Here is a 26795-nt window from a genome sequence, read left to right as displayed (position 1 = left end):
TGCTGGCACTTTTATTGTTTTACTTATTTACTACAAACTCAGAATTTCCTTTTTGTATGATAGCTTTCGTACTGTTCAAACTACATTCGACTAAATTTTTAACTGATTCATTAGTGTAAAAAGCTATATGTGGAGATAACAATACATCATCACGTTCCATTAATGATTTTAATAGATCATCTTCAATTTGTTTATCTCTGAAATCTTTTCTAAAATAAGTTGCCTCATTTTCGTAGGTATCAATAACCGCACCACTTAATTTGCGTGAATCTAAAGCATTTATCAACGCTTTGGTATTAACAAGTATGCCTCGAGCACAATTAATAAAAATAGCGCTATCTTTAAAATGACTAAACAATTTATCATTAAACATCATTATATTATCCGTTGTCGCAGGTGTATGGACTGTTACAATGTCGGCATCTTTAACCGCTTCTTCTACTGTATCTTTATACGTTATGAACTTTTCGGCTTTGGGATTAGGCTGAATATCATATCCGATAACGTTACATCCCATATGATAAAATAATTCAGCTGTGATATATCCAATTCTACCAGTACCTATCACCGCAACAGTTAACCCTTTTATAGGACGTGCCATTATTGGAGGTTGCCATCTAAAGTCTTGCTTGGCGACGTAGTGTTGTACTGTGGGTACTTTTCTAACAAAATATAGTGCGCCCATAATAGCATACTCTGCTATTGAATTCGGTGAATAACTAGGTACATTAGTTATTTTAATATTATTTTTTGTAGCTTGTTCTAAATCATACATATCAAATCCAGCACTTCTTTGTGCAATTTGTTTAATACCCATGTTTTTTAAATCTTTAAATAAACTATTGTCAAATGGACCATTATGACTTACACATATTCCATCATAACCGAATACCTCGCTAATATTCTCACGCGTTAGTGAGTTTCGGACATAATCGACTTCTATATTATTATAATTTGCCCATTTTTCAACAAATGGTGCTTCATCATTACCAACATCAAATAACTTTAATTTCATATTTATTACTCCTTTTGATGTTTGCTAATAATGTTATACCCTATATTTCATTTTTAAAAAACTGACCTATTTCTAGGCCAGCCACTTTTTAATTATACCATTCAACTATATCTTCTTGAGGTTGACGTACTTTAGCTTTAGGTTCAGTTTCTCTATAACCAAACGCTACCATTGTGGCAGGAACAAAATGCTCATTATCCAAAATACCTTCATTTATTAGCAATTCAGTTACGCCATCGTAGTCGAATCCTTCGATTGGGCATGAATCGACGCCTAAAAACGCTGCAGTAGTCATCATGTTACCTAAAGCAATATAAGATTGTTTGCTTGCCCAGTCTACTAATGTACGCTCGTTATCGTTAATATGGGCACTGGTTTGGAAACTGTCATATTTTTCCTCTACGGCTGGTATTGTAGCAGGGTCATATTGTTTAATATCGTGAATCATATGCTGAACATAGTCTGATTTAGATGTCACATTTTTACGCGCTAATATCAATACAAAGTGGCTAGCAGTGTCTAATTGACCTTGAGCCCCCCAACTGATTTCTCGTAATTTATTTCGTAAGTCACGATTTTGAATCACTAAAAATTTCCAAGGTTCTAATCCTAAAGAACTTGGAGATAATCTACCTGTTTCAAGTATCGTATTAAAATCGTCCTCATTTATTTTCTTGCTCGCATCAAAGCGTTTAGTTGCATGTCTAAAATTAAATGCATCTAAAATATTTTCTTTTATATCCGACATTACTATGTTGCCATCCTTTCTTGTTAAAATTTCACTAACGTTAGTATAATGGATAAATTGCATCAACTAAAAACAATATGCGTATCTATATAATTAGTCGTTTATATGTACTTGCTCTTCTATAACTGACAACACGCCTTGGTTATCATTTGAAGGTGCAATATGATTAGCTACATCAAACAAAGCTTGGTCTTCGCTATTTTGCATTACATAACTATATTCAGCAAGCTCTAACATATCGTAATCATTGTTAGCATCTCCAAATGCCATAAGTTGTGATGGTAATAAACCCCATTTATCAAGTAACCGTTTTAATGCGTTACCCTTTGTCATATTAGGAATAATAATATCGACACTATCGCGACCGCTAGAAACTAATCCAATATCGTTATGAAACTTTTTTAAGAGTTCATCATCTAGATCAGGATGGGTTTGACGATTTATGTTAAATGCAACTTTCACAAATTCGTCTTGTGGCAACATATCAAAGGAATCTACCTCTTGTAATTGTCTATAATAAAAGTGCGCATTTTTTTTAAAGTCATCACTCGTATTTTTTAATATATAAGCACTTTGTAAACCACAAATAATAATATCCGACATACCTCGTTCTTTATGAATATAGTCGATTAATTTTTTATAAACGTCATAATCAAAGGCTTTATAATCATATAATTCACTTCCGTTATAAATTACTGAACCATTTTCAGCAATAAAATACATATCTCGTTCACCAAATATTGATACTAATTTAGCATATTGATTACCACTTGCTGCAATAAATTTTACACCTTGCTGCTGTAACTGTTTAAAAATATGATTGAATCTACGCTCATCATAGTTTTTATTACTGTCTAAGAAAGTTCCATCCATATCAACTGCGATTGCTTTTATCATATTTACCCCTCAAACCTTTTTTGTATTTACTTTTATTATATATATTTCGAATATGCATTAAAAGTAACTATATACATAATAAAAATGTCTAGATTATGTAAATTACCAACATAGTAATGTACATAGCCTAGACACCTCTGTTATTTGCTTAATTGTTGAACAAAAGAAACATAGTCAAGCTGATTAGTTTCAAGTAAATCTGATTTAATATTCAAAGTGCTATATAGTGTATGCGTAGCAACATATTGTGCACCTACAAATCTTGATGTTGCTTTTAAAGGCGTTAACAATGTGTCGATAGTATATTGTACATAGCCATCTATAGTATAAGCCGATTCAGGAGATCCGATTGAAACTGCAGCTGCAAACTTTTTGTCCTTCAATGCATTACCTGCTGAACCATACGCCCAACCATAAGTAAATACTTCATCAAAGTATTGTTTTAATAGTGGTGGATAACTATACCAATATAATGGAAATTGGAATATCACATTATCATGTTTAGCTAAACGTTCTTGTTCTTTAGCTATATCAATTTTAGCATCTGGATATGCAGGATATAATTCATGAATTGTTGCTAATTCTCCCTTTTCAGTAAGTATTTCCTTCCACGCTTTGTTTACTGTTGAATGATCAATATCAGGGTGAGCTATGATGACTAAGGTTGACATTAATTTCTTCCTTTCTATGTTAATTAATACCAACCTATATTACATAACCACACAATTTTTGCATAATAGTTTGCTTGAAAATTTTAACTTAAGCATTTTATTCCACATTTTTAACTTTAGAAATATATGTTGAAGGTTTATTTTTCTCATAGATTGTAAGTCCAGTAATATCTTTATTATATTTTGGTGCCAAGAAACTAGCAAAATATGATGCACCAAATGCGATAACAAATGATAATATTGAAACGATGAATGGAGAATTATCTCCACCAAATTTATTCATTATATATGCAACTATCGCACCCAAAATTAGACCAATGATAATACCAAAGCTGTTTGCACGTTTAGTGAAAATACCAACAGCAAATACACCCGCTAAAGGTACACCAAATAATCCAGTTATTAATAAGAATAAGTCCCATAAATCATTAGAATTTGAAGCGATTAAATAAAGCGACATGGCATAACCAAAAATACCGGCTATAATAATGACCCATCTGGCAAATTTAACTTCTGATTTTTCACTTCTTTTACTAAAGAATCTATGCTTAATATCAACAGATATACAAGCTGAAATTGAATTCAAGCTTGATGAAATCGTAGACTGCGCGGCAGCAAATATGGCTGCGATTAATATTCCACCTACAAATGGAGGCATTTGTGTCAATACGAAGTACGGTACGATTGAAGATGTATTAAAACCTTCTGGAAGACTATCAGCATGACGATAGAAAGAATACAACATCGTTCCCATACCATAGAAAATTGGTGCAGAGATTATTACTAATGCACCGTTTGTCCATAAAGATTTAACCGTTTCTTTGAATGAAGATGATGCTTGATAACGTTGCACAACGTCTTGACTCGCCGTATATTGGTGTAAATTATTAAAAATATTCCCAATAAAGATAACAGGTATGGCTGCAGCGGCGCTGTTAATTTTCCAGTTATCGGCACTAATTACTTTCTTATGTTCGATTGCATCGTTAGCTAATGTATGGAAACCGCCAGGCATGTAAATAATACCTAGAATGATAATTAAAATTGCTCCGCCTAATAAAATAACACCTTGGATAAAGTCACTCCATACGACCCCTTCAAAACCACCAAGGAATGTATAAACAATACATAGTAACCCTACTAAAGTGACTACAAGATATGGATTCATATCAGATACTGAAGTAATAGCTAAAGTTGGTAAATAAATTACGATAGCTATTCGACCTAAATGGAAAAGTACAAATAGTAGCGATCCAATAACACGTATACTTGGTCCAAAACGTGCTTCTAAATATTCATATGCCGAAGTGATTTTAAGTTTTTTGAAGAATGGTACATAAAAATAAATTAATAATGGAATAATAGCAATAATAGCTACATTACCTGCGATATAAGACCAGTCTGTTAAAAATGCTTTTTCTGGCGTAGACATGTAAGTAATCGCACTTAACGTTGTTGCGTAAATAGAAAAACCTACTGCCCAAGATGGTAATCTTCCACTTGCAGTAAAGAAACTTTCGGTATTTTTACCTGCTCGTTTAGTAAAATAAGCACCAACTAATAACATTACAATTAGATAGATGAATAACGCGACCCAATTCCATGCGCCAAATCCCACTTGTTGCATAAAAGCTCATCCCCTTTGTTACGCTCTATAGATTATATTGTTTAATTAATTTTTCTAATTTTTGTCTGTTGTCTTCATTAAATGGTCTAAATGGACGTTTTGGTAAACCACTTTCTAATCCTCTTGAAGCAAGAATTTCTTTTAGTGAACCATGAAGACCCATTTCTAATACAGGTGCGATAATGTCGTTTGTTTCGTGTTGTAGTTCGTAAGCTTTTTCGATATTACCTTGTTGAGCATTTTCAAAAATTGCTCGTGCACGTTTACCATTAACGTTATAAGTAGAGCCGATAGCACCATCAACACCTGATATAGCTGCTTGAACTAACATTTCATCGAAACCAGAAAGGATTAATTTACCTGGGAAATTTTTACGAATTCTTTCAAGCAAGAAGAAATCAGGGGCTGTATATTTAACACCAATAACTCTCTCGTTCGAGAATAACTCTTCGAATTGATCCATTGAAATATCAACACCAGTCAATCCAGGAATCGCATAAATAATTAAGTCATTTTGAGTTTCTTTAATAAGTTCAAAATAGTAATCTTTAATTTCTTCGAATGAGAAAGGATAATAGAATGGTGTTACTGCAGAAATTGCATCGTAACCTAATTCAGTAGCATATTTACCTAACTCAATTGCTTCATTTAAATCCAAAGAACCAACTTGTGCGATTAGTTGTGCTTTATCTCCAATTACTTCTTTAACAACTTTGAAGATTTGCTTTTTCTGAGCTGTACTAATTAAAAAATTCTCACCTGAACTTCCGTTTACGTACAAGCCGTCTAATCCTTCATTATCTATAGCATTTAATGCAAATTCTTTTAAAGCTTCTTCTTTAACTTGACCTTGTTCATCATAAGGAACTAATAAAGCTGCATATAAACCTTTCATTTCTTCACGCATAATATAAAACCCTCCGCTTTCATAATGTCGAAACGTAACTATATAATAAATAGTTCGTTTAAATTTTTACTTTACAGGTTGAATTGTAAACGCTAACATTTAACTTATCAATAGATTTTTGAAAATATTAATCAATAAACCGTTATGTTTATGAAAAATATTTTCAAAAATTCACAAAAAATCCTTTAAGGAGGAGCACAATGAGTAATTATAAAGTAGCAATTGATATTGGAGGAACAAATATTAAATCCGCCATCATTAATGCTAAGGACTTATCAATCGTAGAAATTAATAGTGTACCTACACCTAACAACGTAACAAACTTGATTATTGATGAAGTGTATCGTATAGCGGAATATTATAAAGAAAAATATGGTATTAATAAATTAGAACTCGGTATTTCAAGCGCTGGTGTTATTGATGATCAATCAGGTACGGTAATATATAGCGGGCCTACAATACCTAATTATAAAGGGACAAACTTTAAATCATATTTAGCTCCTATATGTTCAGACATTGTCGTGCTTAATGATGTTAATGCCGCCTTACTTGGCGAATTAACGTATTATAACTATAAACAAAATAATATTTTTTGTTTAACTATAGGTACCGGAATTGGTGGTGCATTTTACAATAGTACACTGGGCATTCACATTGGTTCTAGACACCGTGCTAATCAAATTGGCTACTTGCTATATGACAGTGCTAGTGAAACCACATTCGAAACACGCGCCTCTACTTCTGGATTAAAAAAACTTATGAACAGCTATAATTACGATCACGATTCCAATGTAAAACAACTTTTTAAAGATGCTAAAAATGGTAAAGCTATTGCTAAAGATATTTTGAATGACTGGAGTTTCCATTTAGCTGAGGGTATTGCTCAAATTCAAATTATTTATGATCCCGATATCATACTTATTGGCGGTGCAATTTCTGCCCAAGGTGATGATCTTTTAAATTATATTATTCCAAAAATCAAATTCTTTTTACCGCATAATTATGGTCATGCCAAAATACAAACGACGCTTTCATTAAATAATGCGGCACTTATTGGTGCAATCACTAAACTGCTTTAATTTGTGAAACTTTCTTTCACTTTTTAAGGGAAGCTATTTAGTTATTTAAATATCAATAATATTAAAAGAAACTTTGACTCAAGATACAAAAAAGCCAAGCAACGTATTTAGAATACAAGCGCGTTGCTTGGCCTTTTTTATTTTAATCCTTAGTTTGATTGCCTCTTTTTACTTAGGAAAAGTAGCATTTAAATCTACAGATAACCGTTTTCTTATAATGTTACAACTTCAATACTATCTGTATACATGGCAATTTCTATCTCATATCAATAAAAATTACCATTTTGAAAATGTATGTGTAGCTAAACTAAGCATAAAACGCTTCCCCTATTCACCTTTTAAATTCACCTAGTCTTATTGCTGTTGTAACTTGGTCCTTATCTATTAAAAAACTTCTTCAATCTTTTTAATATTATTTTAGTTTATTATATATTACATCATCTACATATACGTCTACATTTTTATGCTGATGTAAAATAGATGCTGGTAACTCTGGAGAAACGTCTCCTTGCAACAATCGTTTTACAGCATTTATTTTATTTTCACCAAAAGCAAGTAATATAATGTGATTGGCTCTCATAATAGATGAAAGCCCCATTGAAACAGCTTGTATTGGAACATCATTAATATCATCAAAATGTTTACTGTTGGCTTGAATGGTAGAGGGGGTTAAATTAACTACACGTGTTTGGCTATTAAAAGGAGTGCCCGGCTCATTAAACCCTATATGCCCATTTTCGCCTATCCCCAACAATTGTAAATCTATAGGTCCACATTGTTCTAATTGATTTTCATAATTAAATGCCTCTACTTGTAAATTTGGTCCCACACCATTGGGTATATGAATATTATTGTCATTCCAGCTATCATTATATTTAAACAAACGTTCTTGCATATATTCATGATAGCTTCGCTTATCTTCTGAACTTAACCCTACATATTCATCTAAATTAAACGTTACAACATCCTTTAAATCTAAATTATTAGCATTTATCAAATCTACCAAATATTGATATAAATTAATCATTGTACCGCCTGTAGCTAAGCCTAATACCAAATTGGGTTTTGAAATAATTAGTTTCACAATTTCTGTAGCAACATGTTCACTTGCTGACTGTTTATCTTTTAAATTAATAACTCTCATATTCATACCACCTATTTTATATAACTTCATCTCTTATACATTATATATATTATACTTCTTAATATTATTTATTATTATGCTCGAGTAATTCTTCGATTTCATTTTTAATGACTGTGACATGTGGACCATAAATAACTTGTACGCCATTCCCTTTTTGTACAACGCCCCTTGCATCAGTCGACTCAAGTTTTTCCTTATCTACTAAATCGTTACTTTTTAATGTTACACGTAAACGTGTCGCACAACAGTCAACAACTTCTATATTTTGTTCCCCACCTAAACCTTCAACAATTGTTCTAGCACGGTCTGTAGTATCGACTTGTTGCACTGACGCTTTGTCTTCTCTACCTGGTGTCTTAAAGTTGAACTTCACAATTAACACTCTAAAAATAATATAATAGAGGATAAACCATATTATACCTATAGGTATAACGAGTAAATAATTCGTCTTGCTATTACCTTGTAAAACTCCAAATAATAAGTAATCGATAAAGCCACCACTGAATGTTTGTCCAATGGTAATATTAAAAATATCTGCCATCATAAAAGCTAATCCATCTAAAAATGCGTGGACGATATACAATACTGGTGCAACGAATAAGAAACTAAATTCTAAAGGTTCTGTAATACCAGTTAAAAATGAAGTTAAAGCACCTGATAACATAAGCCCGCCTACTACCTTTTTATGCTCTGGTTTTGCAGTATGATAAATTGCTAATGCTGCTCCACATAAACCAAACATCATTGTAATAAAACGGCCCGACATATATCGAGAAACGCCTGAATAGTATTGTGTTACATGAGAATCTCCGAGTTGTGCAAAGAAAATATTTTGTGTTCCTTGGAAAAGATGACCTTTGACCTCCATACTACCCCCAAGCGCAGTTTGCCAAAATGGCAGATAAAAAATATGATGTAACCCAAATGGCCCTAACAACCTCAAAATAAAACCGAAGAAGAACGTTCCAATTACACCTGTTTTATTAACTAACCCGCCAACATTAAATATCCACTGTTGAACTGTTGGCCAAATAAAGAACATTACTACACCTAATACAATAGCAGCTACAGCAGTTATAATTGGTACAAAACGAGAACCACCGAAGAACCCAAGATACGTTGGTAATTCTATCTTATGAAACTTATTATGTAGCCCAGCCGTCATTATACCGGTAATAATCCCACCAAAGACGCCCGTTTCTACAGATTGAATCCCTAGCACCATACTTTGTCCGTGTGTAGCTAAGTTACTCTTTGCTAACGTATCTGTAATTGTTAACAGACCATTCATCGATGCGTTCATAATTAAGAAACCTAGCATTGCTGCTAAACCTGCAGTTCCTTTATCACTTTTTGCTAACCCAATAGCTACTCCTACTGCAAATATAACAGCTAGATTTTGAAAGACAATATTACCTGCCGAAGACATTAACGTAAATATGTTTTGTAGCATTCCAATATCTAACAATGGATATGCTTTTATTGTGTTTGGATTACTCAATGCCCCACCTATGCCTAACAATAAACCTGCCGCAGGTAAAATAGCTATAGGTAACATAAATGATTTCCCAAATTGTTGTGCTTTTTCGAATAATTTTTTCATATCGTCACCCCCCTGATTACTATAATATAGCTTTCATAAAAATCATTATCAATATATTTTTAAAACATGAAAAACATTTTCACTTTCAGTTAATAGCAAGCACACACATATATATGTTTACTTTAATACTTATAGCTAATTTTTATCATTTAAAATGACATCTGTCGTCTTGTTATAAACTTTATGTAAATGTGAATCATCTAATAATAAATAGCTAACTATATCTATTAAAAATAAAGTAGCTATCTGTGTATTAACAAATCTACTATCATTATTTCTTGATTGATCAGTCGTAATTAATACTAAATCTGCACATTCAGTTAAAGGACTACCTTGATAATTTGTAATCGCTACTACGAATGCGCCTTTTTCATGTGCAATATTAGCAGCGGTAATAAGTTCGTCTGTTTCGCCACTATTAGAAATAGCTACAAATGTATCTGAGGCTGTTAATAAAGAAGCGAATATCTTCATTTGGTGTGAATCGGTAGAAACATTTCCTTTTAAGCCCATACGCATCATTCGATAATAAAACTCTGTAGCCGATAAACCTGAGCTACCTATGCCGGCAAAGATGATTTGTCGACTTCTCATAATTTGATTTACAAAGCTCTTAATACTACTATCTGAAATAAATTCTCCTGTTTGTTGTATCGTATTTTGATGATAGTTATGTATTTTTTGAATTAATGGACTATTTTCAATTTCATTATTAGTCATTTCTTGTAGTAAATTAAATTTCATATCTTGGAAGTTTTCATATTTTAATTTATTAGAGAAACGCGTAACTGTTGCTGGTGATGCACCAACCGCATGTGCTAATGAATTTATAGTAGAAAAATTATCATTAAGTTCATTACTTTTTATATATTCAACTATTTGCTTATCTGTCTTAGTAAATAAATGTTTATAACGTTGTACTCTATTATCAAATTTCATTTTAAAATCCCCTTTACTTTTATATATATTGTAATACAAAAGAAAAACTTTTTCATTATAGTTTTAATTATTGATTATTTTTTTCTTAATGTTATATTGTATTTATTGCAAAAGCACAATAAATTCTAAGTAATGGAGCGTGTATATTATGTTACCTCAGGGGCTTATAGTTTCTTGCCAAGCTCTACCTGAAGAGCCACTACATTCGTCATTCATCATGTCAAGAATGGCATTAGCCGCATATGAAGGTGGCGCAGTGGGGATTAGAGCGAATACTAAAGAAGACATTACTGAAATTAAATCAGTTGTTGATTTACCAGTTATCGGTATCGTGAAACGAGACTATGATCATTCAAAAGTATTTATTACGGCGACATCTAAAGAAGTCGATGAATTAATCGAAAGTGAATGTGAAGTGATAGCACTTGAAGCTACTGATCAAGAACGGCCTAAAGAAACATTAGCTGAATTAGTTGACTATATCAGAGCTAAGGCTCCAAATGTAGAAATAATGGCAGATATTTCTACAATAGATGAAGCAAAATATGCAGAAGAGTTAGGTTTTGATTACATAGGCACTACACTCAGAGGTTATACTTCATATACAAAAAGTCATAAACTTTATGACAATGACTTTGAATTTTTAAAAACAGTGCTTGAGACTGTAAAGACAAAAGTAATCGCCGAAGGAAACGTAATTACACCTGAAATGTTTGCTAGAGTTACAGAACTGGGTATTCACTGCGCAGTTGTAGGTGGCGCAATCACCAGACCTAAAGAAATTACAAAACGCTTTGTCGATGAACTGAATAAATAAAACACAAAAAGACTAGGACTTAAGTTTGTTACTACTCATCGTAGCTTACTCATTTTGTCCTAGTCTTTTTTAGATGGCCTGTGCAATAAATATCTTTCTATTTTCCCATTTGCCTGTTTGCTTATTATAGTTATCACAAGTTATTAGTGTTAATTGATTTTTTTGACCTTCATGTTCATCTAATACATGCACATCAGAAGGTTTCACATCATAAATTTTTACTATTTTATATTTTCTTGCTGTAGTGCCCACTTTAAAATATACCTTACTATTTACTTTCGCCGCGGGTAAATTTGTAAATTGATAATGCGCCCTATCAGTATAAGTATGACCTGCAATAGCAATGTTTTGTTCATCGAGTGATTCATCCGCTTCAGCGAAACTAACACCACGATTTAGCTGCTCTGGTGTAGCTGGTCCTGGATAGACAGGTGTTTTGATCTTTGCGTCAGGTACAGATAGTACGCCAGCTACTTGTGATTTATCTTTAGGTATTGTCGCCTTTGAATTGTGTGTATGCTTTTTATCATACTGTGTTATTTGTTGCTGATCATGCCGTTCATGTAAATAATTGGCTATATATGGTTTTACGAAAATAGCGATAGCAGCTACTATTAGCAACACTCCTATAACGGTCATTGCTCGATTGGTCCATCGTTTCATATGCAACTTCCTTTATCGAATTAGTTATTATTAAATATAGCACGATAAAGAAAATTTTTTAACCTACAATCCAATGTTTTAGATGTTAAGTATCCTTACAATAACTTGCAATTATAGTAAATTCATCGTAAAAAGAAAGCAGTGACAAATAAATAAAAGGAATGATGGTATGCTACGCTTTGCAACAAAGGAAGATTTACCTGCAATTTTAGACATATATAATGATGCCATAATAAATACGACTGCAGTTTATACTTATGAGGCTCAAACGCTTGAAAATAGATTACGCTGGTTTGAAGCTAAAGCTAATAATAATGAACCTATTTGGGTGTATGAATCAGCCAATAAAACGATTGGTTTTGCCACATATGGTTCATTTAGAGATTGGCCAGCCTATCAATATACGATAGAACATTCGATTTATGTGGCCAAAGCTTATCGAGGAAATGGTATCGCCCAAGCACTATTATCTGAGCTTATAAAAGATACTAAAGATAAAGGTTACAAAACAATAGTCGCTGGTATAGATGCTACGAATGACAACAGTATTCATTTACATAGAAAGTTCAACTTCACTTATTCAGGTACTATTACAGATGTGGGCTACAAATTTAATAAATGGCTAGACTTAGCTTTTTATCAATTAGATTTAACTAAATAATATCTTTCGTCCGACCAGCACTTAACCATATCAAGACTGTAAATTAAACTTCATGTTTGTCAGTTAAACGATATTGTGCTGGTCAATTTTCTTTTTAGCTTTTCAACTCTAACCATTTCACTAATTCATTTACGTTATTCACTGTAATCGTCGGCTTCGCACCATTTTCATCAAATATTTCGTTATTTCTATTAACCCACGCAGTATCGAATCCAAAGTTAGCAGCACCATTTACGTCCCATGTATTAGTGGAAACAAATAGTATCTCACTTCTTTTAACTTGATAATATTTTAATACTAGCGCATAGCTTGCCGGACTTGGTTTATACTGTTTTACTTCATCTACACTCATAATGGCATCGATGTGTTCTGAAATTGCGGAATTATCAACTAACGTCCTTAACATATTATCATTACCATTGGACAATATAGCTAACTCTAAATTTTTATTTTTTAATTCTATAAAGGCTTTGGGAATTTCTTTAAAGTAATCTAAATTTAAATAACCGTCAAAGAGTTTATTAATATCCTCTCTACTGTATTTAACTTCGTAAACGTCTAACGCATAACGCAATGCATTTTTTGTTAAATCATCATAACGTATATATCGTTGCATAACTTGTCTTAAGGCAGCGTGATGTAACTGCGTTTTTCTCCATAAACTGGCAATCTCTCCTGCATTTTCTTTATTATATTGGTCAAAGTTAGCTTTAATAGAGTTCACATCAAACATCGTTCCATATACATCAAATACAATTACTTTATACATATACTTACCCCCTCATAAAACCGCATATCTATTATCTATTTAGCCAAAAATAATAATTTAAAACAATATATATCCTACAATACAAAACTATTATTATTAATTTTGTATGCAACTTTAAATTTAATAACGCAATTGATAAATTAAGCTTCTATTAATCAATGATTCAAGTCACTAAATTTATTAATTTAACGTACGTTTTTATTACTTTATTGGATAATAATTTCAATATATACAAAACTGACCTGTTATTTTATTACTTTTGCACCTTACTCGAATAAATTTATACCGTAGACCTCCATAATTATTAACGTAAAAGTTAAACTATATAAAATAACTAAAGTACATGAGGTTTTATTATGACGAGTACTCTTTCAATACTTAATAATGTTACTACGCCTCTAAAGCGGTGCATTAATGAAATCATCGTTTTAATACCACTTTCAGATACGAATGTAGTTAACTTAAATGGTACAGTCCATAATGTACAATCAGGACTTATTATTAATAATTGCGATTTATATCAGTATCTTCACGTGAATGACCTTATAGAATTAAAAATGCCATTAACTCTTTTTGTAGAACGTGAATCATCACTTGCTAATTGTTATTTTGATTTCGCTCTACTTAAAAACTACAAAACTTTGTATGGCATCCTGACACGTAATCTTCGTATTGAGCATAGTAATACAACAATAACGACTACCGATATCTCTAATATCATTTCATTATTACTAAAAGAGGCCAAAACAGAATTATCATGTCAATATTTGCCACAGTTTATGTCAAAGCACAAATTATTAAATGACATATTAGATTATATTAATTCACATTTAAATGAAACGATTCATACCAAAACAGTCGCACAGCATTTCTTTATTTCTCAATCCTATATTTCTATCTTGTTTTCTAATGTGATGCATATGCACTTTAAAAATTATGTTATTAGCTTAAAAATTGCGCTATCTTTAAATGACTTGTTATCGCCTAACGAAAGTATACAAAGTGTAGCACGAAGATATAACTTTATGAATTTAAGTACCTTCACTAAACATTTCAAAACATATTTAAACGTGCCACCTAAAGTATATGTACATCAATTTAACAGGCAAATGTCTATTTGCCATAGTTCATTAAAAATAAACACTATTGCACAAGATTATAATACCTTGTTGGTGACTAATCATGCTAATACAACAACACCTTTAGCCTATACATTGGACTTAAACCATCCTAAAGAATCCATATATTTACCCATACCCAAAACGCTTATAAAAGTTAAAGATATAGCAACTTTAAGTAAGTTAATGCATATTCAAGACGAGTATTTTAATTTGACTCATTTTCCTAATCCTCATATTTATATTCAACAATTCAAAGAAAATGATCTTACGCATTTTAACGTACAATTGTTATTAGCGATCATGCCGAAACTTATTAGCAAAGGTTGCTATTTAATGCTTCCTTTATATTCAAAGGACTTTTATCGATTGTTAGACCAATATTTATTTAAAGTCATAAATGATGAGTTGGTATATCATTTATATTTTAGCCATATTAAACTTATTTTTCAGGACGAACATCTCTCAACTATACAAATTAACGCATTAAAACAACTTATTAACAACCATTATCCTAATATCAGTTTGGGCTTCTTACTTGATAACTATATTAGCCAATCGGCAATAACAATACAGTCAATCATTGACTACATAAACAATTTAAATATGGATTTTTATATCATCAATCAGAACATTAATTTATTAGCAAATAAATTAATATATACTACAAATAAGATGGCCGAAAACAAACCTATCTTGGATTTCATTGAGGCTCTGGGCCATTGCGCTAACAAAGTTATTTTCACACATATTACTAGGAATGATATTAACCTTTATTTCAAATCATATACCGACACAACCTCAGTAAAATTCATTCACTTCCTTGTCGATTTAATACCGCGAGTTGGTGGCTTTGGTTTTCCCTTACTAATAAATACTAACGACGATATTGCTTTATTAAATTCACATACTACCGGCTTATCTATCGTTCATATATACAGTATGTTATTACCATTTATGGGACAAACCGTGCAACTACATGATTTAGGGTTATTAATAAATAGAAATAATCATTACGAAATTATAATTTATGATACATGTGATTATACTGACAATTTAACGAAGCATACCATTTTAATAAAACATAATTTTAAGCACAGGTGCCAAGCACTTAATCAAATTTTAAAATCGCCACAAATAGTCAAAAATAATTCTACACTTAACAATAATAGTTTGAACATGTTACACCTAGATAAACTTCTGTTAGATAATTTAAATAAAATTAGTCAGCCTATCACTAGCATAACAATACATGATGCATCAATCCCACTAGAAATTAGTTTAGATAAGGATTCAATTTATTATTTGAAGTTATACATATAACACAAGTTATTTTACAATCGTAGTTAAATATAAATAAAAGATGGCTTCTACAAGTCTTGTGTAGAAACCATCTTTTTATCGTTATAATTTATGGGTCAATGTTTTAGTTAAAATTTAATGTTACTTGTGGTGCCTCTATTTTCAAAGGTCCTTTTAATAATTTTGTTTTAACTTTATCATTTAATGTTATTTCGTATTTAAATCCATCTTTATTAGTAATCTTACTTAAATAGCCATAAGTAAAGTCATCTTTCATAATAACCGACGTTAAACCTTGAGATAAAATATAGTTAAACTCTTTACAAGTCAATTGTAATTTATTTTTATTTCTATTAGTCACCGTAAACATATCATCGACTTGTATCGGCGTAACATAGAATGATAAATTATCATAGTTTTTAGTAAAGAATGGTGTGAATCTAAAATAATTTTTGCCATATTGTGCAACAGTACTAGTTTCTGACTCATATTTATATTGGTTACGGTTGCTGCCGATACGCATATCAATTGTCATATCACCAAACGTAATTTCAAGAATTACATCCCAAACTTTTTCTTTTGTTAAAAATGTCATCATTTCCTTCAGATTAGCTACAAATTTAAAACAATTTTGATTGTTTACTGTCATCGGAAGATAAATTACTTCTCTTTTATTACGAGATAGCAATTTAATTCTCATTGCAGATGAACTGTCGTTAGGATCAATTATTGTTCTTAAAAGTTGTAGTTCAATAGTGATATATTGTTCATCAAAATCAAATTGTGTCATCTTAACGTCTGGCTTTGTAACATTTTCAAAGTTGAAAAACGGTTCGTTTTCAGCAAACTGTATTTTCATCGCATTGCCTTCAAACTCTGAATTATAAAATTCGCCATTTAAATAGCTTTGCTCGACGATTTTATAGTGTTTAAAGTCTTTATTACGTCCGTAATATAATAACGGACGAATTTCTTCTTTGACAAACGTGTCTGCTTCTCTAGGCACTATTTGCACGAAGTCACCCAATGCTTCCATCCACAAAGCTGTTTGATTAGCTTTCACATTAAGTGAAAAATTGCGTGTACGTGAAAATGAAAAATGACGATTTATAAACTGTCCAATAATTTCATTTTTATTCTCTAAGTCACTATTTAACACTTCTTCAACAATTAACGTCATAATTTTATAAAAATCTACAGGCTTCACATAAGCAGAACTCATGTGTTCACCTTCACGCTTTGTGGCGTAGTAATAAGATTTATATGCTAAAGTTGCTATGTTATCCGCATGAATATACGCCTTCATCGTAAACAACTGGTCTTCTGCACTTTTTAAATCCTCTGGAAAATAAATATTATGTTCTTTTAACAGCGACGTACGATAAAACTTAGTTGGACTTAGCGTATAAATAATACGTGAATGCGCTAAAGTTAAGCCGTCTTCTGTTTTTTTAAACATTGAGCGTGGTGCGCCTCTACCATTTACGCCTTCCATTTTGACTAACACTACATCTGAATTATTTTCATCCACAAAATCTGATACATCTTGTAATGTATCTACGTTAATATAATCATCTGAATCGACGAAGAATACATATTCCCCACTTGCTATAGCTAATGCAGTATTTCTTGGTTTACCAGGTCCTCCGGAATTAGCATCTAACTTTTTGACAATTAAATTTAAATATTTCTTATATTGCTTAACCTTTTTCAAAGTATCATCTGAGGAACAATCATCCACCACGATAACCTCAAAATCATTATTGTCATAGGTTTGGTTTTTAAGACTATTCATTAGTTCTTCTATATATGTTTCAGAGTTGTATGTTGGCACAATAATCGAAAACTTCATACTTGCTATTTCACCCCTAAAAAATGAACTGAGTTTCAAAATAAATATACCCATCAAAAGCTCAATTTAAATCTCTAAACTTTATATTAATTTATATTAATTATTACTCAGTTCATATTTATATAACACTATTTTTATTAGCTACCAAATAATATTCTAACTAATCTTTCACTTGAACGGCCATCTTGATATTTAAAGTGTTTATCTAAGAATTCAGGTACTTTTTCTTGTTCAAAGTCTTCGTTATCAAGCGCAGTGATTAATTCATTAAATGATTGCACTATTTTACCAGGTACAAAAGTTTCATACGGCTCATAAAAATCTCTAGAAGTAATATAATCTTCAAGATCAAATGCATAAAATATCATCGGTCTCTTGAATACAGCAAATTCGTATACAAGTGATGAGTAATCACTGATTAAAATATCAGTAATGAATAAAATGTCATTTACTTCACGAATATCAGAAACATCGACAAAATATTGTTCATATTCATGTGGAATATTTAACTTATTAGTAACGAATGGGTGCATTTTAAATAACACAACTGCATTATTATCTTCACAATATTTTGCAAGTCTAGCAAAATCGATTTTGAAGAATGGATAATGCGCTGTATGATGACCATGTCCTCTAAAAGTTGGTGCAAATAAAATAACTTTTTTACCTTTAATAATCGGTAATTCTTCTTCCATTTCCTCAGTTATTTTACGTTCATAATCTTTATCGAATAAAATATCTGTTCTAGGTACGCCTGTTGGTATAATATTACGTTCTTTAATACCAAACGCTTCACCATAAAATGGTATATCATTTTCCGACGATACAAATGCTTTCGTGTAATTTCTATGGTTTACAGAATTAAAGAATGGCCCGCCGCTTTTACCTGCACGACTAAATCCTACAGTTTTAAATGCTCCAACCGCATGCCAAACTTGTATAATTTCCTGGCTCTTTCTAAAATTCACTGTATAAAGTAATGGATGAAAATCATCTACGAAAATATAGTCTGCTTTCCCTAACAAATAAGGAAATCTAAATTTATCAATAAAGTTACGTCGTGCAGAAATATTATGCTTAAATAGCGAACGTATATCGTATGTTTCATCAAGATTTTGACGTAACATTTCATTATAGATGTACTCGAAATTCCCTGACATTTCAGCTCTTGAATCTGATGTGAAAAGTACTAAATTACCTTTTCTCATGTGAAAGAATTTCGTCACACTAAATATTGTTTTGAACGTATAATTACGAATATTATACGTAAACTTATTAAATCTTACTTGATAATCCATGATTTTCTTTTTCACTGGATTTAATTTTTCAGCTGGTTTTTTGAAAATTATCTTTAAAACGAATTCATTTACTTCGCTAGAAATCATGGGCTTCACAGTATAATTTGTTTTTTTAGAGTTCCCACCTCTTTTAAATACATGCTTATAATAGTCCAATAAAAAGTTGTTTTTACCATTTTTTGTTTCGGTTAATTCGTATCTTTCAAGTTGTTCTTCATCTAATTCATAATTAGAAGGATCTAAAAGTGCTTCGTTGATATTTGCAATGTAGTCAAAATCGTCTTTATAGACGAGTAAATACTCCCCACTAGGTAAATAATTACCGTCATCTAAAATTGCCACATTAAAACGTGCCGTAAATTTATTTCCGTCAATTTTTACATCATTTGCATATAATTCTTTAGTTTCAGTTAAATTTCTTAACATGAAATCTTTGTTACTTATCTCAAGTGCTTCAACATGACCTTCAATAAATAATTGAATGCGTTCCCAGTATATGTCATCAATTATTATTTTCGTATTACTCAATTTTAAATTCCTCTCTTCTACCTTACATGTTCGTTTATAATTACATAGTCCATTTAATTACGGTTTTTCCCCACGAAGTGGATAAATCTGCTTCAAATGCTTTAACTGCATCGTTGATTGTTTTAACTTCAAATTCATTGCCCTTAAGTAACGATAATTTTTCAACAACATCAGGATTTTCTTTATAAAAATTGGCAATATCTTGGAAATCTTGTGCACCACTACGGCTACTTCCAATCATCGTTAATCCTTTTTCTAATACTAAACGTGTATTAATCTCTACTTGGTATTCACTTACGCCAAGTAATCCAATACTACCTTCAGGCGAAACTAAATCGATAATTTGATTAATAGCTGACTGACTACCTTTGCCACCAACACATTCGAAACCGTGATCAAAAGTTATGCCTTCGGGTACATTATGAATATGGTAAACATTTTCAACAAATGAAAAGTGACTTAATTTATAATCTGTCTTACCGAAAACATAAATTTTAGCTTCAGGATATAATTTGTGCAGCAATATCGCAGTAATATATCCTAAATTCCCGTCTCCCCATATACCAAAACTATTTTTATTTGAAATAGATTTACGCTCAAAACGTTGAATAGCATGCCAACTGACTGTAACAAGTTCTGAAAAAGCAATTGTACTTAAATCAATACCTTCGTCAACTTCAACAATACGATCATGATCTAAAAAGACATAGTCTTGCATAAAACCATCAAAACCACTTGATCTAAATTTACTAGAAGGCAAATAATTTTCTGCGATAACATCATCTGTTTCTGTTGGTGTATTAGGCACCATGATGACTTTAGTTCCAATTTTGTACTGACCTTTACTGTCATATACGACTTCACCAACGCCTTCATGAATTAAAGACATTGGCAATTTCTTTTCTAATACCGCTTCATTTCTACTACCAGTATAATATCTTTGATCAGCGGCACAAATTGAAAGATATAAAGGCCGCACAACAACTTTATCGCTTTTAATATTCTCATTATTGTATGTCACTTCAATTTGTCTTGGTGCTACAAGTTGATAGACTTGATTAATCACTCAACATCCCACCTTTTATAATTGAGTTAGCGACTTTAAGATCATAAGGTGTTGTAACTTTAATGTTATATAGTTCGCCAAGTACGAGCTTTACTTTCTTATCTGAAACGACTAGAATTTTACAGGCATCTGTAAGTACCTTTTTATCATCTTCTGATAAAGCATAGTAACTATCTCTTAATAGATTAATATTGAAAGATTGTGGCGTTTGACCTTGATACATTTCGTCACGCACTGGAATTGAATCAATTGCCTCGCCATCTTTAGATGTAATAATCGTATCAGTTGCCGTAATTACTGTATCAACAGCACCATGTTTAACGACTTCATCGATGTTTTCTTTAATAATACGGCGAGTTAAGAATGGTCTTACTGCATCATGAGTTACAATTACGTCTTCATCAGTAATTTTATTTGCCGCTTCGATGGCACTTATAATGTTCATAATTGTTTCATTACGATCAGCACCGCCTTGTACTACGACTACTCTCTCATCTGTAATATTATATTTACGCAACGTATCTTTCGTATGTGATATCCATTTTTGAGGAGTAGCGATATAAATTTTGTCAAATTCACTTGTTAATAAAAATTTTTCTACCGTGTGAACTAGTATTGGTTTCCCATCTAAGTCTAAAAATTGTTTTGGTAATGGAACATTGCCCATTCTAGATCCAACACCACCAGCTAAAATTCCAGCATATATCATTTATTCGTCCTCCTGAGTATAAAATCTGTTGTCATGTTCTCTATATATTCAAATTAATTAATAATCTCTTAAGTGTAAGTTGTCTTCATTTTTTAATTGAAAAGTTTATATTTTTTTGAAAGTTTGGTTATTCACGAATATTATAATAGCAATTTTCATATCTCATTTCTAGTTATATCTATTAAACTAGCCATTTCAGAAACGCAGTTTATCGTGTCATTCTATATTACTAAGATTTTATGCATCATTTTATTATATATCAATTTGTGTATTTTGTTTTAATTGAATCCAGTCAATAATATCCTCAAAAATAGTGCTATTATATTTACTCTCATTTAAAATTTCGTGTTCCAATGTATCATAGATACGTAGTGATTTGTTAGTAGAACCAATTTCTTTGAACAATTGCAATGAATCTTCGTAGCTTACCAAACCATCATTTAATCCATGCATAATTAATACATCATCTACAAAACGATCGGCATGTGCTTTTAATTTTTCAACACCATCTGCAAGACTATAAATTAAACCACGCGAGATGTGTTTGGCTACTAAGTCATCTAATTCATATTTTGCTTGCACTTCTTCGTCGGAACAAACCCCCTTACCTAAATCATTGTCGATATAACTGTCTTTAGGTAATGTGCGATCTTTAAGCGTTTCACTAAACAAGCCTTTATTATCTCTCGTCAATGCACCAGAAGTGATAATACCACGCACTTGGTTAGGATAAAATGTACCATACAATGCCACTGAATAGCACCCATACTGTGGCCAATCAAGAATATGTTGTTTCCGTAGTTAGTCCGCACAAAAGTGATAACGGCTTGCAAGTCTTCTACAATTTCACTGTCACTATTATAATAAGTTTGTGAACCTCCAGAACGACCATGCCCTCTTTGGTCATATCTAATAACATTGAAATGATGAGTTTGTAATGTATCAGCTAAATAATCATAACGATCCAGATGTTCGGCAAGACCATGTACGATAATGATATTTACTGGCTCGTGGGCTTCGCCTTCATAACCTTCATTTACTTTAGTATACAAACTAGTGCCATCAGACGATGTAATATGTTTGATGTAATTCATTGTTACCGCCTCCTAAATTAACTGAAAGTGCATTAAGTTAACCTAATTGTATAACTTTAAATTCGATATTAAAAATATTAACCACGATTGGGAATCTTGCATACATATATAATAATTGCTTATAACATTGGCTATTTCGCAACAATAAATATTAAACTTTCATAATTTATACTGTTTTATCAAAATTTTACTTACAGTTTACATTCACTTAATAATCGCGTGGTATCTTGAAAGTGTACAAAGACACACCCCACATAGGAGGTTGTAAGTTATGCGCAAACCTGTAAAATTAGCAATCAGCATCTACTTAGGGACAATTTTAATTATATGTTGTAGCTATTTAATCCTGATATTAATAGGCAGTATGCAAGGCAACGATATGAAAGGTGCTGTAACTGACGTTAGAAGTACTGAACACATTAAAAGCACTTCTACGAGTACATCAAATACTGATTCACAATTATATAAACTCTCTCAAAACTTACAAATACAAACGATATCGACTTCTAACAATCAACAAATCATACACTCCCTAGTTGAAGCCTCTGTTAAAATTCCATCTATTAATTGACTATAAAGATTGCTATAAACCCTTTTATTTCATTTAATGGTACGCTTTTAGTTACAATTAAAGTGAAATAATAAAAGGGGGATTTTTTATGAGTAAATTTTCAAAAGATGAAAAGATTCAGATTTTAAGCGATTTAGTAAATATCCAATCTGTTAACGACAATGAACTAGATGTATGTAACTATTTGCATCAATTGTTTAAGGCTCATAATATTTACTCAGAAATTATTAAAATTAGCGACACCAGAGCTAATTTAGTCGCAGAAATTGGTTCTGGCAAACCTGTTTTAAGTGTGTCAGGACATATGGATGTCGTATCTGCAGGAAATATTGACAATTGGACTTACGATCCCTTCAAATTAACCGAAGTATCTGGGAAACTTTATGGACGTGGCTCTGCAGATATGAAATCTGGTTTAGCTTCATTTGTTATTAGTCTTATTGATATTCATGAACAAGGTTTATTACAACATGGCACAATTCGTTTGCTAGCTACCGCTGGTGAAGAAATCGTCGGTGAGGGTGCAAAGCTTTATAATAGTTATGGATACATGGACGACGTCGACGCACTTGTCATTGCCGAACCTTCTCAGGACAGAATTATTTATGCTCACAAAGGTTCTATGGATATACGTGTTAGTTCAACAGGAAAAGCAGCACATAGTTCAATGCCAACTTTAGGATTTAATGCGATTTCACCATTAGTAGAATTTATCTACAAAGCAGATGAAAATTTTAAAAAATTTGATAAAACAAATGATTTATTAGGCGAACCAGTATTGAATGCTACATTATTTAATGGAGGTACCCAAGTTAATTCAATTCCTGAATATGCCCAATCTGAATTTAATATTAGAACGATTCCTGAACACGATAATGAACAATTTGTTTCTTATTTCAATGAAATTTTAAAAGAAGTCGAAACTGAAAAAACTGATATCGAAGTAGACACTTATATGTCTCGTGATCCTGTATATACTACTGGTAAAAATAGTTTGGTCACATTAGCTCAGGAAATGGGTCGAAAATATTTAAATACTGAGTTAGAATCGCTTGCTTCTCCTGGCGTTACAGACGCTTCGGATTTATTAGAAAATAAAGATGAGAATTTCCCATTTATTATGTTTGGTCCAGGCCTCGTTAGCCAAGCCCACCAAGTAGATGAATACGTCGACAAAGACACTTACCTTACATTTATCGATTTATTCACTGAAATGTTGCCTAAATATCTTTATAATTTAAAATAAGTTTATGCTTCAAAAAGTAAAAATAAAGCTATTTATAGCGTCTAAATAAAAAGCTAATCAAAGAGTTTGAAATAGAGAAACATTGATATGCTTATTATATTAGTTGGTATTGTTTGTTCGTTTGTTTAAAGGCACTATCTTTATCATGTAGTCTTCAAATGGTATTGTTCACACCAGTATAGTCATCATAAGTACAGCGAAAGTTTAGTTTAAAGGCAGAATTCATATCAAATTGAAAATGGCAAATACTATCTTTTTAGTAGAATTTGCCATTTTTCGTTATCCTCAAATATCTATTACAAGCACCAATATTATATTACCTCACTATATTCCTTTTTAGTGTCTACTAATAATTTGTTTTAATTGTTCAATAATGTGCTGTCTTTCTGGTATTGGAAAGATTGGAAAGATATGAAATAAATTATACCCAGGTATAAATTCATGTTTAATATTTTTACTATTAAGTATTTTAGATAGTTTCAAGCTATCTGGATAAATTGTTTCTTTTGTACCAATAACAATAGTAATATGGCCTAAATTTTCAAAATCTCCATTTATAGGCGATACTCTCCAATCGGTTAAAGGTAATTCATTAGCCCATAGTTCAGTAAAGTATTTGCTGCCCTCTATACCCAACATGGGATCTACTTTTTCATATATCGGTGCTTCTGTATTGCTAAATGTCGCATCTAATACTGGTGATATCAACACAATATTACTCGGTTGAGTCAACTGTTCTTGCCTTAAATATTGAGCAAAGGATAATGAAATTTGTCCACCAGCGGAGTCACCCATAATAGTAATTTGATGTGCACTTTCAACTGTAGAAATAATTTGTTTATAAATTTTGTTGAGTAAATCAAAAGTTTGTTGATAATATGCATGAGGTACTTTCGGATAAATAGGCATAATTACTTTGGCATTCATTGTCGATGCTAATAAATCAATAAATTCAAAATGATGTTTTAGTGGATCTTGATACCATGCTCCTCCATGAACATATAATATAACTTGTTGACGTCTATTTTCTTGAGAATTAACGACATACACACTAGAATCATCAATATTATATACGTTTACATCGTTTTTAAAATTATAATTTGTACCTTTATATTCCCCTTTAGTCGATTCTTTAGTATTTTCCAAAGATGCTTGAGCAGCTTCCATACTAGAGAAAGATTTTTTCATTCCACTTAGTTTAAACATCGTTTCGAATAAAAAACTAGGGTAACTTCTCTTTGCTTTTACTTTCGTATAAACATAAGAAGCTAAAACACTTGCACTGGCTATTGTTAAAATTTTTCGTATCATTGTTATTCCTCCAAATTGCTATTACGTCTATTTTAAATGAAAGATTAACAAATTTTTAGTAAAAACAATTCTTTATTAAGATCAGTATCTTTACCAAATATTCATTTGCCCTTCTTTGTTCAACATTTTCGCCATGTATAATTCATCATGATATAATCCATCCATATAAATCGATTCTCTTTTAATGCCTTCAATCATAAAACCTATTTTCTCATATAATCCAATTGCTGGATTATTATGCGTAAGCACAGTTAATTCTAAGCGCCGTAAACCTTGACTCTTTGCCCATTTCATCATTTCATCAAACATTTTAGTAGCAAAACCTTGTTGCTGATAATCTTCCATTAATCCTGTCGTAATATAACCTATATGTTTCACTTTTTCTATTTTACTTATGTGTAATGATATATAACCCACAATAGTACCATCATTCTTTTTTACGCCAATATAATAATTTTGTTGAATATCCTCATATAACTTTAAAGTTTCAAATGATCTTTCATCTGGTAAATAAAGCATGAACTGCGTTTCTTTATCGATTTGTGTCATGCATTGATATAAATTGATAGCTTCATCCGCATTGATGCGCTCAACCCTCATTACTAATCCCACCTATTATTTAATTAACATTTCATAACCGCATTATACAATAAGATTGTAAGATAGATAATATATTTATAATTATACCTACCCACGCACAAAATTAAACCCATTTAATATCCCGAAGTAAATAAAGGCGAGGAAAATTTGAAATTTCCTCACCTTTATATATATAAATTTTCTATATAATTATGAATTTAAACTTTCGTGAATAAGAAATAATTGTTTTTCCAATTGTTGCATATCAATGAATCTACCTTGACGATGCATCTCCTTACCGTCCAGATATATAATCTCCACTGGTACTGTAAAAATCGAAAGCTCTCCAGCAATATCTTCAACTTCACTTTGATTAATAACACCAAAAGCAACACCGGCATACTCTTTTACTAAATCTTCTACTTGAGGCAAAACGGCATGACAAACACTACAATTATCTCTCATAACATGTAATACTGCTAAGCGATTCTCTTGAATAAAATCTTGAAATGCATTTAGGGAATATAATTCCTGTCCCATATTTACACCTTCTTTTTGGACTCTTACACATATTTAAACAC

General features: G+C 31.5%; 24 protein-coding genes and 1 pseudogene. 6 read left to right on the top strand and 19 right to left on the bottom strand.

Going from position 1 to position 26795, the window contains the following annotated elements:
• Window positions 1–19 precede the first annotated feature (19 nt).
• The 6 genes from ISP02_RS01945 to ISP02_RS01920 all read right to left on the bottom strand — a co-directional run bounded on the left by ISP02_RS01945 (window position 20) and on the right by ISP02_RS01920 (window position 5865).
• Window positions 20–1015 carry a D-2-hydroxyacid dehydrogenase gene (locus ISP02_RS01945; RefSeq protein ID WP_195719992.1) on the bottom strand — a complete coding sequence of 332 codons (996 nt, stop codon included), beginning with the start codon at window positions 1013–1015 and terminating at the stop codon, window positions 20–22.
• Window positions 1016–1103: 88 nt separating this feature from the next.
• Entirely contained in the window at window positions 1104–1763 is a 660-nt protein-coding gene (locus ISP02_RS01940) for an NAD(P)H-dependent oxidoreductase (RefSeq protein WP_195719991.1), read from the bottom strand.
• Between the two features lie 93 nt (window positions 1764–1856).
• Complete coding sequence (locus tag ISP02_RS01935; RefSeq protein WP_195719990.1) at window positions 1857–2660, bottom strand: Cof-type HAD-IIB family hydrolase; 804 nt, start codon at window positions 2658–2660, stop codon at window positions 1857–1859.
• 140 nt (window positions 2661–2800) lie between these two features.
• Entirely contained in the window at window positions 2801–3331 is a 531-nt protein-coding gene (locus tag ISP02_RS01930) for an NAD(P)H-dependent oxidoreductase (protein WP_195719989.1), read from the bottom strand.
• Between the two features lie 97 nt (window positions 3332–3428).
• Window positions 3429–4958: a sodium:solute symporter gene (locus tag ISP02_RS01925; protein ID WP_195719988.1), complete on the bottom strand. Its 1530-nt coding sequence runs from the start codon at window positions 4956–4958 to the stop codon at window positions 3429–3431.
• 25 nt (window positions 4959–4983) lie between these two features.
• Entirely contained in the window at window positions 4984–5865 is an 882-nt protein-coding gene (locus ISP02_RS01920; RefSeq protein WP_195719987.1) for an N-acetylneuraminate lyase, read from the bottom strand.
• A gap of 200 nt (window positions 5866–6065) precedes the next feature.
• Between ISP02_RS01920 and ISP02_RS01915 the strand changes: the two genes are divergently transcribed.
• A complete protein-coding gene (locus ISP02_RS01915) occupies window positions 6066–6944 on the top strand; it encodes an ROK family protein (RefSeq protein ID WP_195719986.1) in 879 nt (292 codons plus the stop codon).
• 412 nt (window positions 6945–7356) lie between these two features.
• Here ISP02_RS01915 and nagB read toward each other — a convergent pair whose 3' ends face one another.
• From nagB to ISP02_RS01900, 3 genes are all read right to left on the bottom strand, one after another.
• The gene (nagB, locus tag ISP02_RS01910) at window positions 7357–8088 is read right to left on the bottom strand and encodes a glucosamine-6-phosphate deaminase (RefSeq protein ID WP_195719985.1); all 732 of its coding nucleotides are present in this window, start codon (window positions 8086–8088) and stop codon (window positions 7357–7359) included.
• Between the two features lie 64 nt (window positions 8089–8152).
• The gene (ptsG, locus tag ISP02_RS01905; protein ID WP_195719984.1) at window positions 8153–9691 is read right to left on the bottom strand and encodes a glucose-specific PTS transporter subunit IIBC; all 1539 of its coding nucleotides are present in this window, start codon (window positions 9689–9691) and stop codon (window positions 8153–8155) included.
• 135 nt (window positions 9692–9826) lie between these two features.
• Complete coding sequence (locus ISP02_RS01900) at window positions 9827–10630, bottom strand: MurR/RpiR family transcriptional regulator (RefSeq protein WP_195719983.1); 804 nt, start codon at window positions 10628–10630, stop codon at window positions 9827–9829.
• Window positions 10631–10778: 148 nt separating this feature from the next.
• On the opposite strand from ISP02_RS01900, the gene ISP02_RS01895 reads away from it, so the two are divergent.
• Window positions 10779–11447 carry an N-acetylmannosamine-6-phosphate 2-epimerase gene (locus tag ISP02_RS01895; RefSeq protein ID WP_195719982.1) on the top strand — a complete coding sequence of 223 codons (669 nt, stop codon included), beginning with the start codon at window positions 10779–10781 and terminating at the stop codon, window positions 11445–11447.
• Between the two features lie 69 nt (window positions 11448–11516).
• On the opposite strand, the gene srtA is transcribed toward ISP02_RS01895, so the two are convergent.
• The gene (srtA, locus tag ISP02_RS01890) at window positions 11517–12110 is read right to left on the bottom strand and encodes a class A sortase SrtA (protein WP_195719981.1); all 594 of its coding nucleotides are present in this window, start codon (window positions 12108–12110) and stop codon (window positions 11517–11519) included.
• Window positions 12111–12279: 169 nt separating this feature from the next.
• On the opposite strand from srtA, the gene ISP02_RS01885 reads away from it, so the two are divergent.
• A complete protein-coding gene (locus ISP02_RS01885; RefSeq protein ID WP_195719980.1) occupies window positions 12280–12771 on the top strand; it encodes a GNAT family N-acetyltransferase in 492 nt (163 codons plus the stop codon).
• 94 nt (window positions 12772–12865) lie between these two features.
• Here the strand turns inward: ISP02_RS01885 and ISP02_RS01880 are convergent, their stop codons facing one another.
• Window positions 12866–13540: a haloacid dehalogenase type II gene (locus ISP02_RS01880; RefSeq protein WP_195719979.1), complete on the bottom strand. Its 675-nt coding sequence runs from the start codon at window positions 13538–13540 to the stop codon at window positions 12866–12868.
• A gap of 356 nt (window positions 13541–13896) precedes the next feature.
• On the opposite strand from ISP02_RS01880, the gene ISP02_RS01875 reads away from it, so the two are divergent.
• Entirely contained in the window at window positions 13897–15981 is a 2085-nt protein-coding gene (locus ISP02_RS01875) for a helix-turn-helix transcriptional regulator (RefSeq protein ID WP_195719978.1), read from the top strand.
• A gap of 103 nt (window positions 15982–16084) precedes the next feature.
• Here ISP02_RS01875 and ISP02_RS01870 read toward each other — a convergent pair whose 3' ends face one another.
• The 5 genes and pseudogenes from ISP02_RS01870 to ISP02_RS01850 all read right to left on the bottom strand — a co-directional run bounded on the left by ISP02_RS01870 (window position 16085) and on the right by ISP02_RS01850 (window position 22507).
• Window positions 16085–17812 (bottom strand): glycosyltransferase family 2 protein, encoded by a 1728-nt coding sequence (locus ISP02_RS01870; protein WP_195719977.1) that lies wholly within the window; start codon window positions 17810–17812, stop codon window positions 16085–16087.
• 137 nt (window positions 17813–17949) lie between these two features.
• The gene (tarL, locus tag ISP02_RS01865; RefSeq protein WP_195719976.1) at window positions 17950–19638 is read right to left on the bottom strand and encodes a teichoic acid ribitol-phosphate polymerase TarL; all 1689 of its coding nucleotides are present in this window, start codon (window positions 19636–19638) and stop codon (window positions 17950–17952) included.
• A gap of 40 nt (window positions 19639–19678) precedes the next feature.
• Window positions 19679–20704, bottom strand: coding sequence for a ribitol-5-phosphate dehydrogenase (locus ISP02_RS01860; protein WP_195719975.1), 1026 nt, complete (start codon window positions 20702–20704; stop codon window positions 19679–19681).
• Window positions 20697–21413 carry a D-ribitol-5-phosphate cytidylyltransferase gene (locus tag ISP02_RS01855; protein WP_195719974.1) on the bottom strand — a complete coding sequence of 239 codons (717 nt, stop codon included), beginning with the start codon at window positions 21411–21413 and terminating at the stop codon, window positions 20697–20699. The genes ISP02_RS01860 and ISP02_RS01855 overlap by 8 nt, the downstream gene beginning before the upstream one ends.
• A gap of 252 nt (window positions 21414–21665) precedes the next feature.
• A pseudogene (locus ISP02_RS01850) lies at window positions 21666–22507 on the bottom strand (alpha/beta hydrolase).
• A gap of 271 nt (window positions 22508–22778) precedes the next feature.
• Between ISP02_RS01850 and ISP02_RS01845 the strand changes: the two are divergent.
• Together ISP02_RS01845 and ISP02_RS01840 are read left to right on the top strand one after the other, a co-directional pair.
• Entirely contained in the window at window positions 22779–23078 is a 300-nt protein-coding gene (locus ISP02_RS01845; protein WP_195719973.1) for a hypothetical protein, read from the top strand.
• An 88-nt stretch (window positions 23079–23166) separates the two neighbouring features.
• Window positions 23167–24324, top strand: a complete 1158-nt coding sequence (locus ISP02_RS01840; RefSeq protein WP_195719972.1) for an ArgE/DapE family deacylase — start codon at window positions 23167–23169, stop codon at window positions 24322–24324.
• Window positions 24325–24660: 336 nt separating this feature from the next.
• Here the strand turns inward: ISP02_RS01840 and ISP02_RS01835 are convergent, their stop codons facing one another.
• The 3 genes from ISP02_RS01835 to ISP02_RS01825 all read right to left on the bottom strand — a co-directional run bounded on the left by ISP02_RS01835 (window position 24661) and on the right by ISP02_RS01825 (window position 26754).
• Window positions 24661–25635 (bottom strand): alpha/beta hydrolase fold domain-containing protein, encoded by a 975-nt coding sequence (locus tag ISP02_RS01835; protein WP_195719971.1) that lies wholly within the window; start codon window positions 25633–25635, stop codon window positions 24661–24663.
• Window positions 25636–25725: 90 nt separating this feature from the next.
• A complete protein-coding gene (locus ISP02_RS01830) occupies window positions 25726–26235 on the bottom strand; it encodes a GNAT family N-acetyltransferase (protein WP_195719970.1) in 510 nt (169 codons plus the stop codon).
• Window positions 26236–26424: 189 nt separating this feature from the next.
• Window positions 26425–26754, bottom strand: coding sequence for a thioredoxin family protein (locus ISP02_RS01825; RefSeq protein WP_195719969.1), 330 nt, complete (start codon window positions 26752–26754; stop codon window positions 26425–26427).
• Window positions 26755–26795 lie beyond the last annotated feature (41 nt).

This window comes from Staphylococcus durrellii, from assembly GCF_015594545.1.
GTDB lineage: Bacteria > Bacillota > Bacilli > Staphylococcales > Staphylococcaceae > Staphylococcus > Staphylococcus durrellii.
The sequence above is the reverse complement of the archived record's forward strand: the minus strand, read 5'-3'. Positions and strand labels throughout refer to the sequence as shown.

Excerpts from the sequence above, each read along its gene's own strand:
- ISP02_RS01945 (WP_195719992.1), bottom strand. The coding sequence starts at position 1,015 with ATGAAATTAAAGTTATTTGATGTTGGTAATGATGAAGCACCATTTGTT.
- ISP02_RS01940 (WP_195719991.1), bottom strand. The coding sequence starts at position 1,763 with ATGTCGGATATAAAAGAAAATATTTTAGATGCATTTAATTTTAGACAT.
- ISP02_RS01935 (WP_195719990.1), bottom strand. The coding sequence starts at position 2,660 with ATGATAAAAGCAATCGCAGTTGATATGGATGGAACTTTCTTAGACAGT.
- ISP02_RS01930 (WP_195719989.1), bottom strand. The coding sequence starts at position 3,331 with ATGTCAACCTTAGTCATCATAGCTCACCCTGATATTGATCATTCAACA.
- ISP02_RS01925 (WP_195719988.1), bottom strand. The coding sequence starts at position 4,958 with ATGCAACAAGTGGGATTTGGCGCATGGAATTGGGTCGCGTTATTCATC.
- ISP02_RS01920 (WP_195719987.1), bottom strand. The coding sequence starts at position 5,865 with ATGCGTGAAGAAATGAAAGGTTTATATGCAGCTTTATTAGTTCCTTAT.
- ISP02_RS01915 (WP_195719986.1), top strand. The coding sequence starts at position 6,066 with ATGAGTAATTATAAAGTAGCAATTGATATTGGAGGAACAAATATTAAA.
- nagB (WP_195719985.1), bottom strand. The coding sequence starts at position 8,088 with ATGAGAGTTATTAATTTAAAAGATAAACAGTCAGCAAGTGAACATGTT.
- ptsG (WP_195719984.1), bottom strand. The coding sequence starts at position 9,691 with ATGAAAAAATTATTCGAAAAAGCACAACAATTTGGGAAATCATTTATG.
- ISP02_RS01900 (WP_195719983.1), bottom strand. The coding sequence starts at position 10,630 with ATGAAATTTGATAATAGAGTACAACGTTATAAACATTTATTTACTAAG.
- ISP02_RS01895 (WP_195719982.1), top strand. The coding sequence starts at position 10,779 with ATGTTACCTCAGGGGCTTATAGTTTCTTGCCAAGCTCTACCTGAAGAG.
- srtA (WP_195719981.1), bottom strand. The coding sequence starts at position 12,110 with ATGAAACGATGGACCAATCGAGCAATGACCGTTATAGGAGTGTTGCTA.
- ISP02_RS01885 (WP_195719980.1), top strand. The coding sequence starts at position 12,280 with ATGCTACGCTTTGCAACAAAGGAAGATTTACCTGCAATTTTAGACATA.
- ISP02_RS01880 (WP_195719979.1), bottom strand. The coding sequence starts at position 13,540 with ATGTATAAAGTAATTGTATTTGATGTATATGGAACGATGTTTGATGTG.
- ISP02_RS01875 (WP_195719978.1), top strand. The coding sequence starts at position 13,897 with ATGACGAGTACTCTTTCAATACTTAATAATGTTACTACGCCTCTAAAG.
- ISP02_RS01870 (WP_195719977.1), bottom strand. The coding sequence starts at position 17,812 with ATGAAGTTTTCGATTATTGTGCCAACATACAACTCTGAAACATATATA.
- ISP02_RS01855 (WP_195719974.1), bottom strand. The coding sequence starts at position 21,413 with ATGATATATGCTGGAATTTTAGCTGGTGGTGTTGGATCTAGAATGGGC.
- ISP02_RS01845 (WP_195719973.1), top strand. The coding sequence starts at position 22,779 with ATGCGCAAACCTGTAAAATTAGCAATCAGCATCTACTTAGGGACAATT.
- ISP02_RS01840 (WP_195719972.1), top strand. The coding sequence starts at position 23,167 with ATGAGTAAATTTTCAAAAGATGAAAAGATTCAGATTTTAAGCGATTTA.
- ISP02_RS01835 (WP_195719971.1), bottom strand. The coding sequence starts at position 25,635 with ATGATACGAAAAATTTTAACAATAGCCAGTGCAAGTGTTTTAGCTTCT.
- ISP02_RS01830 (WP_195719970.1), bottom strand. The coding sequence starts at position 26,235 with ATGAGGGTTGAGCGCATCAATGCGGATGAAGCTATCAATTTATATCAA.
- ISP02_RS01825 (WP_195719969.1), bottom strand. The coding sequence starts at position 26,754 with ATGGGACAGGAATTATATTCCCTAAATGCATTTCAAGATTTTATTCAA.